This is a genomic window from Pedococcus sp. 2YAF34 (genome assembly GCF_052114585.1).
GTDB lineage: Bacteria > Actinomycetota > Actinomycetes > Actinomycetales > Dermatophilaceae > Pedococcus.
Genome location: NZ_JBFRFA010000003.1, coordinates 178,221 through 190,385, shown reverse-complemented (window position 1 = coordinate 190,385; position 12,165 = coordinate 178,221). Strand labels below are relative to the sequence as shown.

The following is a 12,165-nucleotide window of genomic DNA, read 5'->3' as shown; positions in this document are numbered from 1 at the left end:
CGCTGGTTACACGCTCAACCACCCCCTCTTGCCCGCAGGTTGCCCGCAGTGGAGCCGAGGACTTCCCCGGCGAGGGTTGCGGCTGCCGCCCGTGTCTTGTCCTCAGCGGAGGGCCACAGGTGCGAGTACGTGTTAAGGGTTGTCGTGGCCTTGGAGTGACCAAGTGCCCGCTGAACCGTGACAACGTCACACCCGGCCGCGATGAGCCCCGAAGCGTAGAAGTGCCGCAAGTCGTGCAGGCGAACCCCGAAGAGGCCGGCATCCGCGAGCGTCTTGCGCCACCAGTACCCCACCGTGTTCTGGTGTGGGGGAGTGTCGCCTGAGCCCTGGAACAACCATTCGCCGCGGTGCCCTAACTCGACGTGCGCGGCCAGCATGCTCACCAACACATCAGGGATCGGCACGGCACGCTCTGACCCGTACTTCGGTGGGCGAATGTCGACCTCGCCTCCGGCCTTGCGCTGGACCTGCCGAGACACCTTGATCTGACGCCGCAGGAAGTCGACGTCCCCGACCTGTAGCGCCGCAGCCTCCCCGAGTCGCAACCCTGCGAACGCGCACACTGCCACGAATGCCCGGAAACGCTCGTCTGCGGCCTCGAGGAGCGCGGACACGTCCACAGGTGTCGGGATGCTCATTGCGGCCTCTGCGCGCCGCTGGCGAGGCAGCCTGACGCCTTCGGTGGGATCGGAGGCAATGACCTTGTCGCGCATCGCTGCCCGGAACACTGACCGCGCGTTGACGAACCGCGTCTTGATGGTCCCGGCGGCGAGTTGCTTACCCGTCATCGTCTTGACCCAGGTCTCGACATGGGTGGGGCGAATCTTGCCAAGCTCCATGTCGGTGAAGGTGGCCGAACGGACAGCGAGGCTCATTGCCTTGTGGGTGCCATCGGTCCAGACCTGACGGGCCGCGTAGTCGGTGAAGTAGGCGGAGAACGTGATTCGGCCGGCGCGGGGGTCGACCCACCTACCGCCGTCAATCGCGCCGAGCTGGTCGCGGAGCCACCGCTGCGCCTCCGCCTGCCTCTTGAATGTCGACTGGACTTCCTTGCCAGTCTCGGGGTGCCGGTAGCGGGCGCGCCAAGACTCGCCGCGGCGCGTCACCCCGCTACCCACGCGACTGCCTTTCTCGTCGCTCGAGCAGGGCAGCCTTAGCCACCTCCGGGTCCTCAGCAATCAGAACCTCACGGAGTTCCTCCACCTCGGCCTCCGCCTCTCGATAGGCCAGCGCCATCAAATCCGCTCGCTGCTGCGCCTCCAACTGCTGTTGTTGGAAGCTGTCCTGGCGTGCCCGGAGCTCGCGTATGCGAGCCGGGATGTCATCCAGGTCATCGTTAGACAGCATGCGCACGAGGGGGACCTCCAGGGCCACCGCGATGAACAGCGCCTCGTTCAGGCGCAAGTTCCGTCTGTCATCTTCACGCTCGAGCTTCGTGAAGACAGTCGGATGCAGAACCAGCCTCCCTCCCGTGACCTCCTCCACGGCCGCAGAGAGCCTCTGTTGAGTCCACTGTCGGCGTTGGCGCTCGCGCTTCATACGCACGATGAATTGATCTTCTGGCCACGTCCACGGGTCGTCGTCCTTCACGATCCTCCTCCTGCGATTGTGGCAGCGACGGTACTGCTCATCCGGTTGCACAGTCAAGACTGAATGCGTATAGTTGACGATATCGCAGCGAAGAGACTGCGAGAAGCGCAGGTCAACCGGCGGAACCATGAGAGCCGGAAGGGGGAGAGGTGCGCCCAGAGTCGCTCGATCAGGCAATACGGGATGCAACGCAGATTCTCAGCCAGTGCGGGACCCAGCTCTCGCGATCAAAGGTGTCGAGAATCTCGAGGTCGTACATCGACGCTCAACCCCCATGTGATTTCGCCACCTACATCCTTCGAAATGCCGCCCCCGGAATCCGCTCTGCCCCCGCAGCCCGCGGGCGTCAAGCAACACAGTGGCTCGACCCCACTGCGGACGAAGCGATCAGCAACATCACATCCCACCCGAAGAAGAGATAGGAGGCCCGTAATGGACCTGTTGACCACCGAGGAAGCCGCTCTTTACCTGCACGTTCCTCTGGCCACGTTGCGCCACTGGATGCAGACCGGCCAGGCCCCGCACAGCGCGAAGCTTGGACGCCGCCGGATGTTCAGGCGAGGCGATCTAGAGAAGTTCGTCGATGAGAAGTTCGCAGCCGCTGCCTGACTGTGCAGGCTGGAAGCGACGTCCCCCTTCCCGATCAAGCAAGGGCCGGACCCCGTCAGGGGTCCGGCCCTTTTTCGTCCCTGGAGGAACGCATGCCTGACAACACCAATCCCACGAATCACCGGGGCGTGACCGCAGGTCACAAGCTGCGACGCCGTGCGCCACAGCGTCTGGACCGCGGAGGTTGGAAGGTGCCGTCCAATGGCGGTGAGGCGCCCCACCCCACCTACGTGGAGGCGGAGCGCCACCGGGTCATCTGCCGCGAGTGCCCATGGTTCGCAGTTCACCTCGGCGCCACGCCCCGCCAACTGCTCGCCTTGGGGCAATGGCATCGGCGAGCCATGAACGGAGACGCGGCATGACGTTCATAAGGCTCGACTCAAGCCACACCGGGGACGAGCGGTGGGTCGGCGCGGGTGGCGACGCTTTTGCCGTTCACGTCGCGGCCCTCGTCTATTCAGACCAGCAGCTCCAGGACGGGCGGATCTCAAGCGCCATGGCCAAGCGCGTGAGCCTCGCAGTGGAGCCTGCACGGGCGGCGAAGGCTATAGCGCGACTGGTCGAGTTGGGCTTCTGGTCGGTTCACCCAGAAGGGGGCTACCAGATTGAAGGCTACGACGAGCATGCCTTCCCGGCTGACCAGATCAAGCGCACGCGCGCCCGCTGGGCTGCGGACAAGAACCGTCGCCGACAGCATGACCATGGCGACCACTCCCTGTGCAAGGACGCCAAGTTCTGCCCAGCCATTCGCCAAGGTTCCACGGTGGAGTCCGCCGTGGACTCCGCTTCGGACGCTCACGCCTATACCAAACCGAACTCAACTGCTACTCAACCCAACTCGACCGTAGGGAGAGAGTTGGGGAATGGGGAGGGGCACGAGCGCCCCGCTGACGCGGCGCTCGACCCCGATGAGCGTCCGGTGCCAATGCCACCGGAGATCAAGGACTTCATCGCCACGAAGGCGGCAGAGCGTGAGGCGAAGCGCGCTCGCAGGCTCAGTCCGGTACGCGAGGTGTCGCAATGAGTCTCTGTATTTGTGGCGAGCACACCGAGGATCGACCCGCTCTCTGCCCCGCCTGCTCATTGGAGCGACGCCGCCACCTTGTCGATAAGGGGAAGCGCCGGCATGCGCAGAACCGCCGAAGGCTGGGGGATGTCGCATGAGCCACCGGTACAGCATCGATGGTGAGCGCATTGATGAGGAGCCAGCCGACACCTGGGACCCATTCAACGCAACACCTGGGGACGCGCTGCCCCATGCCTACAGGCACTTCCTCGAGCCGCGTACTGAGGAAGGCACGCGGGCTGGTATCGCCGAATGTCGGGCCGCCCTTGCTGCAGCGCGACGGTTGCGCCGCGTAGACCACGCGCCCAACGAAACCCAGTTGCAGGAGTTGCACGGGTTGCAGTTGTCAGAGGGAGCGGCGTGAATCCGCGAGGGGACCTTCAGGCTGCCCTTGACCGCCTTGACGCGGCAGGTACGCGAACACCGTGCCAGGACCGGCAGAACGCCGATCGGTGGACCAGCGACGACTACGCCGATCTCGACTGGGCCGCACTCCAGTGCGTCTCGGCCCGATGCCCCGTCCTTCAGGTGTGCACCGCAGCAGCCGACGCTCGCAAGGAAAAGCACTTCACCTGGGGCGGCACCGTCCGCTCCCCTAAGCCAAAGCGAAAGGTCGCATGACCCTCTCAACCTTTGACCCCAACCACTTCTTCAACCACAGGGCTAGCTGCAACAGCAGCGAACTCGGAACCGAATTGATCCTCAACCGCATGCGCGAACAGTGCATCAAGATCACCTGCCCCGAAGGTTGCGGCTACCGCATCGTCAACGTGGCGAGGCACGTACTCAACCGGCCCCACGCCGGCAGCCCATACAGGTGCCGCGCCCACCACGGAATCGCCGTCGACGCCAAGGGCCGCGGCTGTAGCGAATGCGCCCGCGAGCTCAGACAGGCCAAGCCGAAACCCACCGATGAACGGATCTTCGCATGACCGAATGCACCTGCCCCCGCGACGTCGCACTCGCCTTCAAGTCACACCTCGAAGGCCACGCGATCGAACCCTGCGAGCAGCACCGACCCGCCCACCTTCAACCCGGCGCACCCGACCTGATGCCCCCGCCGGCCCTCAACTCCGACGCCCTCACCACCTCACTCATGACCGCCCTCGGCGCCACCAACTCAGGAGCAGAACTGTGAACTACACCCGACTTATCACCGACCTCAAGCGCTTCGGCGTCAAGACCGACGAGACCGTCACCGAGGCGCTGGCCGTCATCCACGCCGCCCGGGACACCCGCAACGCCCAGCCGATCGAGGACCTGCGCGCCGCCTACTCCAACGGCGACATCACCAGCGCCAACGCCGCTGACCGCATTATCAGCGCCGCCACCCTCGCGGCAGGGTCGGAGCGCGTCCACCTCGCCGCCGCGGCCGTAGAGGATGGAGCCAACACCACCCTGCGTCGATGGCTCGGGGCACGCGAGGAGCAGATCGTCAAAGCCCTGCGCCCGGCCTTTGACGCCGCCGCCGCTGGCGTCCAGCTCGCCGGCCGTCACTTCGCACCGGACGTGACTGCCACCCAGCTCATCGCCGCAGGATCCGCCGCAGTCGCCGCCAACGAAGGACTCGAGGCGGCCCTGTCCACCCTCGCCCGCATCCGTTCCTGCCGCGTCCAGGTCGCCGACTGCGCGGGCCACCCCGAGCAGGACGTGACCTGGTACATCGAAGGCGCCCACGACCTCGAGCACCTCGACGTCGCACGCCGTGCCTACACCGGCGCAGGGGACGCGTTCCACGCCCTCGCGCACGCCGGCTTCACCCTGCGGCTCAACACCGTCCAGGAGGCCGTCAAGGTGTCCCACGGTGCACGCGGCGTCAGCGACGCCCGCGAGGCGCAGGAACGGCAGACCCGGATCGCCGAAGCCCGAGAGCGCAACGCCTTCTGGCTGAACCCGACCAGCGCCTGACAACACCCGCCAAGCCGGAGGCGGGCACGCAGCCCCGTGCCCGCCTCCCCCCAAACAGCAGAGGAACTCATGACGACCTACACCCTGAGCGCCGGCCAGACCGGCGTGCAGCAGAACGCCTTCGGTGCCGGAGACCGGCACCCTGACCGGCCCTTCGACACCACCGACACCATCACCTTCCCCACCGACGTGCACGCCATCCGGGTCCGCAACGACTCCGGCAAGGGCTACCTGTTCGTCACCGTCAACGGCAACACACCACAACCCGACGAAGCCGACCAGCCCGCCACCCTCGAGACCTACACCGTGGGCGCAGAGCAGTTCGCCGACCTCGTCCTCTACCCCAAGCCCACGGGCAACGGCACCACAGTGAAGGTGCGCCGCTGCCAACCCCGCTTCACCCGAGGCGACTCACCGCCCGTCACGGGAACCCAGTACGGCAACGTCCGACTCCCCGACGCCAACCTCCGATACGGGCTACCCACCAACTACAGCGTCGAAGCCGAGCTCAGCGAAGGCGACCAGTGGCCCGCGCCACCCGTGCCGCTCAGTGCCCGCTAAGCGGCACGACATCAGATACCACGCACCGCTGGGAGCCTCAATCGATACAACCGCGATGCGCCGCTATCGAAGCGAACACACCGTGGTGGTCTTCGGACTAACGATGTACGTGCCGATGCCATTGTCGAGGACGCTCACGTCGGTCAGCACCTTCACCGACTGGCCCAAACTGCTGCACGGAAAGTTCAGGTCGTACGCCGGTTGGGCGTCTCGACCGTCCTTGCCGTTCGTCCCGTCAACGCCTGCAGGCCCCCTGGCCCCCGCCGCTCCTGGCGGGCCTGCTGGTCCCCGTGCCCCCATTGGCCCAGTTGGGCCAGCGGGGCCTTGGACCGGCTGGTCATTCACCACAGACTTCGCCACGACGAAGCCGCCTGCCGCGCCCCCCACTAGCCCTGACACCGCGCAAGCGGCGGCTATCAGCAGGCCCGATCTAGTTAACCCCATACCGAAAATGATGACGCAAACCAAATGAGCCCCGATGCGTTTTGACGATTCCGAATTAGCGAGCGCCGGTCGGCTCGAGAGGACGGAACTCTCGTCGTTCATGTGTGGAGGAACGCGAAGGCGCACCCGGGGGGTGTCCCGCGGCCGACCTACCGCCCGAACCGCTGGAGAGAGCGCTCGCTGGTTTGCGTACCAATCAACCTCAACGCTGAGCACGAAAGGGTCTGACGATGGCAGCACCTAAGAACGCCTCTAAGCCACACTCCAGGGCGCACCGCCGCCCGGTGTCCTCCGGCCCACGGTCGGCGCTGATCGAGCTTCCAGCGGCAGGGTGCACCCTGCCCGTGCCCGACCCGCCCAAGGGGAGGAAGTGGACGGCAGCCGAGGTCGAGCGGTGGCGCGAGCTGTGGGAGTCACCCCAGGCGACACAGTGGGACGACACCGCCCGCGGGACCGTCGCAGTGTTGGTCACTTACGAGCAGGCCGTGTTCTCTGACCGGGCCTCGGCTTGGCAGGCGCAGGAGGCCAGATATGCCGCCGAGGCGCTGGGCCTCACTCCGCGAGCCCTTGCCGCGCTGGGCTGGAGGATCGTCGATGAGTGACCGACGCAAAGCCAGAGGTGCCACCCCTGTCCGCGCAGGTTCCGGCGTGCCGTCCGAGCTCATGGACGTCTCCCATCCCGTCTGGCACGACGAGGCCGCGCTGGCAGAGCGGTTCCCCGACCTCGTGGACGGCCAGATCATCAGCCGCCTGCGGATGGGCGGCCGCGTGTACCAACAGGTGGTGAGCAGGTGGTGCCTCGCCAACGGCTACGAGTCACAGACCTACGCAGGCAGACCGGACTGGCGAAGGTTCCGGGCCGCATGTGCCGGCCAGGACGCCCACACTTAGCGGGCTGGCGAAAAGGACTGGGCTCTTGCCATGAGGCGACCGCGGGTGGACCCTGAGGACGGGTGGGAGAGCGGTGCTCGCGTCGAGGGGGACGTGAGCATTTCTCTGTGCGCCGTCACGACAGGCGCCGGGCGGGCGGCCGGGCGAGGGGAACACGGCGGCTACACATCCACGACGCCTGTCGCAAGCTATCCCGAAGGACTCGCACGGCCGAGCCTAGGGGCATCCCGCGCGCCTAGCGCGGGACCATCGTCCCCACCATGGCACCCCGCCTAGCCTCCCCCGCTACCCGTGCCCCAGAGGTTCCCACCGACGTTGGGTGGCTTGCCGTCCCCATGTTTGTGGTCGTCGTACCAGGTGTCGCGGTCCTCGTCTCTGACTAGCACGCGCAGCCGCCGTAGCTTGAGTCGCGTCCACCGAAGGGCTTGCTTCACGTTCCGCACGAGCCTCATCTCCTAAGCAGAGTGTCCGGCCCCGGACTACCGACGCACAAGGACAAAGATCGCTATCCCCGGCGTGACTTGCGGGGGGCGTCCTGACGTCGAGAGCCTGCGGACGCGTGGTGCGTTCGATACGGTCGCCACCGTGTCAGACAGGCAGGTTGAACGCTGGGAGCAGCGCAGCAGCGGACCGCTCCTCCTGGCCGCTGTGCTCTTCCTGGCGGCCTATGCGTGGCCAATCCTCCAGCCCGACCTCTCACCTACAGCCGCGCGCACTTGCACCGCTGCCTCGTGGGTCGTGTGGGGCATCTTCGGCATTGACCTCCTGGCCCGGCTGAGCCTTGCCGAGCGACGCTGGCACTTCCTGCGCCGCAATTGGCTCGACGTGTTGACGCTCGCCGTGCCCATGCTCCGGCCCCTTCGCGCGCTGCGTGCCGTCGTGGCACTGAACATCCTTAGTCGTCGAGGGCAAGCCTTCGTGCGCGGAAAGGTGGTCGCATACGTGGCCGCAGCTGTGGCGGTGGTGGGCTTCGTGGCGGCGCTTGCTGTCCTCGATGCCGAGCGAGCCAACCCCGATCACAACATCGAGTCATTCGGCGACGCGTTGTGGTGGGCGGCCACCACCATCACCACCGTGGGCTATGGCGACCAGTTCCCCACCACTACGCAAGGCAGGTTGGTCGGCGTCGGTCTCATGCTCACCGGGATCGCCTTGCTCGGCGTCATCACCGCCGCGCTGGCGTCATGGTTCGTGGAGAAGGTCGCAGAGGTGCAAGCCGCTGAGGCACGTACCGAGGTCGAAGTGTTGGACCTGAGTGTGGAGGTGCGAGCCCTGCGGCAGGAAATTTCGGCTCTACGCGGTGACACGGAGAATCAACGGGGGTCGCTCGCTCCGGGTGCTGGGCTCGAGCGGGGCTCCGTGGATCGACTCGCGGAGGGTCAATCATCGGAGGACTAGGTGCGGCGTCCTGCCCAGCTGTACATAGTTCCGGAGTAGATCCGGCGGTTCGCCAGTGGACCCGACTTGGCGAAGCATGTGACGGCGGCCTCGAGACGTGCTGCAAGCGCCTAGGGACGAATGGGCGGTCTTGTCAGTCAGCCCTAGTACTCACTGCCGGCGACTGCTGCCAGGGGGTCAAGTCCGGCACCGATGTGCCTCACGAGTGCCATAGCCACCACCGACCCCATCAGCGCCTGCAAGGCCTCTGGCGGCCAGCGGCTGATGTCCTAGCAACTTTGGTGGACGTGGCGACGGGGGTTCGGTCGTAGCGTCAGCCTGGCGCCCTTGGCTCTAGTAACGGCTGCGAGCGCAGGGGCAGCAGACTGCCCCGCCGTTTGGGCGACGCCGACTTTGCACGTTGAGGTCAACGAGGTCGGCTTGAGATCTGGTGGCGTTGCTAACCCTCGTTTCACGTGCTTCACCTATCTTCAGGAGTTCAGTCATGGCCTACGACGTTCCTTCGGGTTACCACCAGCAGGCGGACGCAGACCGCATCAAGGAGGCACAGGAATTCCAGAAGCAGCAAACGGAAATGGCTAAGCAGGCCAAGGAGGCGGCTGAAATCGCCACGAGGCAGGAGAATGCTCGGCGCGACCAGGCAGCGGCCCAGGCGGCACGTGATGCGGGTACTAGCCAGCGCCGATAGCCCTCAAGCCACAGGAACAGCCTCGGTGTCAGCGCCGGGGCTGTTCTCGATCTGTCTTACTTGCGCCAATTGGACGTGGCAGCGGCACACGGGCCATGAGTTTCCTGGGCGAGCATCGACAGGATCTAGCCCAAGCCAACCACCTAAGTGGGGAGAACCAAGATGGCAGTTTGGAATGAAGTCCGCGGTGCGGTGGAACAGACGTGGGGTGGAGAGCGGCTCAATGACTCGATCACACGCTTCGAGGTCGGGCTAAGCAACGGCGAATCATGTTCCATGATCCTGAGAAAGGAAATCATTCCACCCGATCTAGAGTTTATTCTCATCGAGGCGCCGATCGGATACGTCGGTCGCGTCGACTTAGGGGAGGCATTGAGGGCTGCTGGCCAGCTGACGGTGGGGGGGCTCGGTTACATGCCTGCCTATGACGGGGAGCTCTTGACATTGGGTCTCCGGTCACCACTTCGGGTCATTGATATGGTGGAGGTAAAGACCCTTCTACTGCACGCAAACCTGCTCGGGATGGCCGCGGCAACCCTGCAACGACAGTTGGGGGGCGGTCATCCCGATTGATCCAGCAGGCACTCCAGCTGACGGCACTTAGTCCCTTACATCCAACCTGGCGGTTAAGTTCGGGTGCGGGTTGTCACTAGCCACGTCGGTTTGTCGGCCCTCGGCCATATTGTCAGTGGCATGTGGCAGTACCTCCTGCACGATTGGGACCCAGACAGCGGTGTCTCCATGCAGGCGTGGGCTCAAGACCTCGCGGACAAGGGCTGGGTCGCGTGGGCCGGTCCTGGGTGCTGGACCACCCATGAGGGCCGCAGCCTCTGGCGCGTGTCTCTGCGCCGGGAGCCGGAACTCCTCAGGGCCGAACTGCGCGCCAAGGGTATGGCCCGCGAAGGCTGGTAGCAGAGTGCGGCATTGTCCCGAGTTGCCATACCCCGGAGCAGTGTCGCGAGGCGATCTAGGGTTACTGAGCAGTCCTCAAGGTGTGGGCGTGCTCTGTTCTCTGCCCGCAGTTTGCCCGCAGTAGGGCAGACAGGGACCGTTAGCTACCGTCACCCCGAATAAGCATTTCCGCAGGTCAACGGGTTCTACCGTTACTGCTAGTCAATGTCCGGTCGTGCGTGACAGGTTCCGCTTCAACGTCTGACCGTGGTCACCGCTCGGGCGGGCACCCGGACAGCCGGGCCCGGTGCGCGAGTTCTCACCGCCGGGGCGCCCGCGGCAGGCCTGAGAGCACGATCGCCCGCGCCCGCTCGATACCCGCCGCACGCGCGTCCGTGGCGCGAGCAGCAGCTGAGCCGGCGTCCTCGAACGGCACGTCGTCGAACGAGCAGCGCGTCCCCTGGACCGGCAGCACCCGGCTCACGAGGTACCGACCGACCACTGTCGTGGCACACGTGCTGTAGCCGAGCGAGGTGTGGCCCCAGCCCGCGACCGTGAGCAGGCGCGAACCGGCAAGGAGCCTCGTCACCGTCTGGGCCCCGGCGTACGGGGTGGCAGGGTCGTAGGTGTTGCCGACCACGAGCACCGGAGCCGACGTCTTCGCCGTCCACGGGCCGGTGTAGCGGTCGTCGGCCCGGCCGGGCCAGGTGGCGCACCCTGCCGACGCCCAGGTCCAGGCCCTGCCGAAGTACGGGGCAAGCGCGTCGCGTGCGATGCCTGCGTCCCACCAGGCCTCGCGAGAGGTGGGGTTCACGGAGTCCGAACAGGCCACCCCCTCGAAACCCTCGAAGGTCTGCGGCATCGGCTCCCGCTTGGCGAACGCGGAGGCCGCCGCGGCAGCTGGCGACGACGGCGAGGTCGCGGCGACCGGCGCCACGCCGACGGCCGCGGCCACCAGGCTCACGCCCGAGGCGAGGTCGCCCCATCCGTACGGTGAGTAGAAGGTTCCGAGGCTGGCTCCCACCACGTCCTGGTAGGAGACCGGCTCCGGGCCGTCGCCGAAGTCGACCTCGACCGGGCCCTTCCGCCGCAGCGCTGCAAGCGTGGCGTCGTACACCGTGCGCGGGTCTCCCTGGGCGGCGAGGGCACAGACGTCGGGGCCGGCCCGTCCGCACAGGGAGAAGAACTGGCCCAGGGACGCGCTCGCACCGAGGTCGCTGCCGAGTCGCGACGAGAACGGGAGTCGACGGTCGGCTGCGCTGCGACCGGTCGTCCAGGCGACGGGGTCGAGCACGCCGTCGACGACCAGGGCCCGTACGTTGCCGGGGAACAGGTTCGCGTAGACGCTGCCCAGCTGTGTCCCGTAGGAGTAGCCGGCGTAGGTCAGGCCACGGTCGCCGACGGCACGGCGCAGGAGGTCGAGGTCACGGGCGACGTCGGCGGTCGACATGTGGTCCAGGACCGGGCCGCCGTTGCGCTCGCAGAGCGAGGTGTAGGTCGTGTAGGCGGCATCGACGGTGCGGTACTCGGACCGGGTGAGGGGGAAGGCCGGGACACCACCGAAGACGTTGTCGAGCTGTTGGAAGGAACGGAAGCAGACCAGCGGGTTGCTGCGGGCGACGCCACGGGGGTCGAAGCCCACGACGTCGAACCGGTCCAGCACGTCCTGGGGGAAGAGGGCCCACGCGAAGGAGGCGAAGTCCACGCCCGAGCCGCCCGGGCCGCCGGGGTTGATGAACAGGGTCCCGATCCGCCGCGTCGGCTGACTGGCCTCGAGCCTCTTGAGCGCGATCCGCAGCGTCTGGCCCTGCGTCCGGTCGTAGTCGAGCGGGACCGTGGCCCACGCACAGGAGAACGTCGCTCCGGGTGGCCCCTCCGAACCCCCGAAGTCGTCACCGCACGGGCCCCAGTCGAGCACCGGGACGGCGGCGTTGCCCGTACCCCCGCGGTCAGATGGGAAGGCGGCAGGGGCAGCAGAGCCGCTGGTGGCCGACATCCCGAGTGAGACGGCTCCGGCCAGGACGATGGCAACGATGCGTGAGCGTCTGGACATGACGTCCTCTTCCACCCCGGTGCCGCTCGCCCCCGACGACGGACGGCGTCTGTCCACGGTAGGGGC

Annotated in this window: 14 protein-coding genes; 11 read left to right on the top strand and 3 right to left on the bottom strand. The window is 66.6% G+C overall.

All coding sequences use genetic code 11. The features are described from left to right. Positions 1-14 precede the first annotated feature (14 nt). Both AB4Z02_RS03295 and AB4Z02_RS03290 read right to left on the bottom strand, forming a co-directional pair. A complete protein-coding gene (locus tag AB4Z02_RS03295) occupies positions 15-1,106 on the bottom strand; it encodes a tyrosine-type recombinase/integrase (RefSeq protein ID WP_441969272.1) in 1,092 nt (363 codons plus the stop codon). A gap of 4 nt (positions 1,107-1,110) precedes the next feature. Further along, entirely contained in the window at positions 1,111-1,590 is a 480-nt protein-coding gene (locus AB4Z02_RS03290; RefSeq protein WP_441969270.1) for a hypothetical protein, read from the bottom strand. A 432-nt stretch (positions 1,591-2,022) separates the two neighbouring features. On the opposite strand from AB4Z02_RS03290, the gene AB4Z02_RS03285 reads away from it, so the two are divergent. The 11 genes from AB4Z02_RS03285 (at position 2,023) to AB4Z02_RS03235 (ending at position 9,728) form a co-directional block, all read left to right on the top strand. After that, entirely contained in the window at positions 2,023-2,199 is a 177-nt protein-coding gene (locus tag AB4Z02_RS03285) for a helix-turn-helix domain-containing protein (protein ID WP_441969268.1), read from the top strand. 358 nt (positions 2,200-2,557) lie between these two features. Then, on the top strand, positions 2,558-3,223 hold the full coding sequence (locus tag AB4Z02_RS03280; RefSeq protein WP_441969266.1) for a hypothetical protein: 666 nt from the start codon (positions 2,558-2,560) through the stop codon (positions 3,221-3,223). 659 nt (positions 3,224-3,882) lie between these two features. Then, positions 3,883-4,197 carry a hypothetical protein gene (locus tag AB4Z02_RS03275; RefSeq protein ID WP_441969265.1) on the top strand — a complete coding sequence of 105 codons (315 nt, stop codon included), beginning with the start codon at positions 3,883-3,885 and terminating at the stop codon, positions 4,195-4,197. After that, the gene (locus tag AB4Z02_RS03270; protein ID WP_441969263.1) at positions 4,194-4,403 is read left to right on the top strand and encodes a hypothetical protein; all 210 of its coding nucleotides are present in this window, start codon (positions 4,194-4,196) and stop codon (positions 4,401-4,403) included. The genes AB4Z02_RS03275 and AB4Z02_RS03270 overlap by 4 nt, the downstream gene beginning before the upstream one ends. After that, complete coding sequence (locus tag AB4Z02_RS03265; RefSeq protein ID WP_441969261.1) at positions 4,400-5,173, top strand: hypothetical protein; 774 nt, start codon at positions 4,400-4,402, stop codon at positions 5,171-5,173. The genes AB4Z02_RS03270 and AB4Z02_RS03265 overlap by 4 nt, the downstream gene beginning before the upstream one ends. 69 nt (positions 5,174-5,242) lie before the next feature. Beyond that, complete coding sequence (locus AB4Z02_RS03260) at positions 5,243-5,734, top strand: hypothetical protein (RefSeq protein ID WP_441969259.1); 492 nt, start codon at positions 5,243-5,245, stop codon at positions 5,732-5,734. A gap of 674 nt (positions 5,735-6,408) precedes the next feature. Next, on the top strand, positions 6,409-6,780 hold the full coding sequence (locus AB4Z02_RS03255; protein WP_441969257.1) for a phage terminase small subunit: 372 nt from the start codon (positions 6,409-6,411) through the stop codon (positions 6,778-6,780). Beyond that, on the top strand, positions 6,773-7,069 hold the full coding sequence (locus AB4Z02_RS03250) for a hypothetical protein (protein ID WP_441969297.1): 297 nt from the start codon (positions 6,773-6,775) through the stop codon (positions 7,067-7,069). Before AB4Z02_RS03255 ends, AB4Z02_RS03250 begins: the two co-directional genes overlap by 8 nt. Positions 7,070-7,654: 585 nt before the next feature. After that, the gene (locus AB4Z02_RS03245; RefSeq protein WP_441969255.1) at positions 7,655-8,467 is read left to right on the top strand and encodes a potassium channel family protein; all 813 of its coding nucleotides are present in this window, start codon (positions 7,655-7,657) and stop codon (positions 8,465-8,467) included. Positions 8,468-8,951: 484 nt separating this feature from the next. Beyond that, positions 8,952-9,155 (top strand): hypothetical protein, encoded by a 204-nt coding sequence (locus AB4Z02_RS03240; protein ID WP_441969253.1) that lies wholly within the window; start codon positions 8,952-8,954, stop codon positions 9,153-9,155. Between the two features lie 162 nt (positions 9,156-9,317). After that, positions 9,318-9,728, top strand: coding sequence for a hypothetical protein (locus AB4Z02_RS03235; RefSeq protein ID WP_441969251.1), 411 nt, complete (start codon positions 9,318-9,320; stop codon positions 9,726-9,728). Between the two features lie 637 nt (positions 9,729-10,365). Here the strand turns inward: AB4Z02_RS03235 and AB4Z02_RS03230 are convergent. Beyond that, positions 10,366-12,099 (bottom strand): alpha/beta hydrolase, encoded by a 1,734-nt coding sequence (locus AB4Z02_RS03230; RefSeq protein ID WP_441969249.1) that lies wholly within the window; start codon positions 12,097-12,099, stop codon positions 10,366-10,368. Positions 12,100-12,165: the final 66 nt, after the last annotated feature.

Coding starts and splice junctions, on each gene's coding strand:
- AB4Z02_RS03285 (WP_441969268.1), top strand. CDS start 2,023: ATGGACCTGTTGACCACCGAGGAAGCCGCTCTTTACCTGCACGTTCCT.
- AB4Z02_RS03280 (WP_441969266.1), top strand. CDS start 2,558: ATGACGTTCATAAGGCTCGACTCAAGCCACACCGGGGACGAGCGGTGG.
- AB4Z02_RS03275 (WP_441969265.1), top strand. CDS start 3,883: ATGACCCTCTCAACCTTTGACCCCAACCACTTCTTCAACCACAGGGCT.
- AB4Z02_RS03270 (WP_441969263.1), top strand. CDS start 4,194: ATGACCGAATGCACCTGCCCCCGCGACGTCGCACTCGCCTTCAAGTCA.
- AB4Z02_RS03260 (WP_441969259.1), top strand. CDS start 5,243: ATGACGACCTACACCCTGAGCGCCGGCCAGACCGGCGTGCAGCAGAAC.
- AB4Z02_RS03255 (WP_441969257.1), top strand. CDS start 6,409: ATGGCAGCACCTAAGAACGCCTCTAAGCCACACTCCAGGGCGCACCGC.
- AB4Z02_RS03250 (WP_441969297.1), top strand. CDS start 6,773: ATGAGTGACCGACGCAAAGCCAGAGGTGCCACCCCTGTCCGCGCAGGT.
- AB4Z02_RS03240 (WP_441969253.1), top strand. CDS start 8,952: ATGGCCTACGACGTTCCTTCGGGTTACCACCAGCAGGCGGACGCAGAC.
- AB4Z02_RS03235 (WP_441969251.1), top strand. CDS start 9,318: ATGGCAGTTTGGAATGAAGTCCGCGGTGCGGTGGAACAGACGTGGGGT.
- AB4Z02_RS03230 (WP_441969249.1), bottom strand. CDS start 12,099: ATGTCCAGACGCTCACGCATCGTTGCCATCGTCCTGGCCGGAGCCGTC.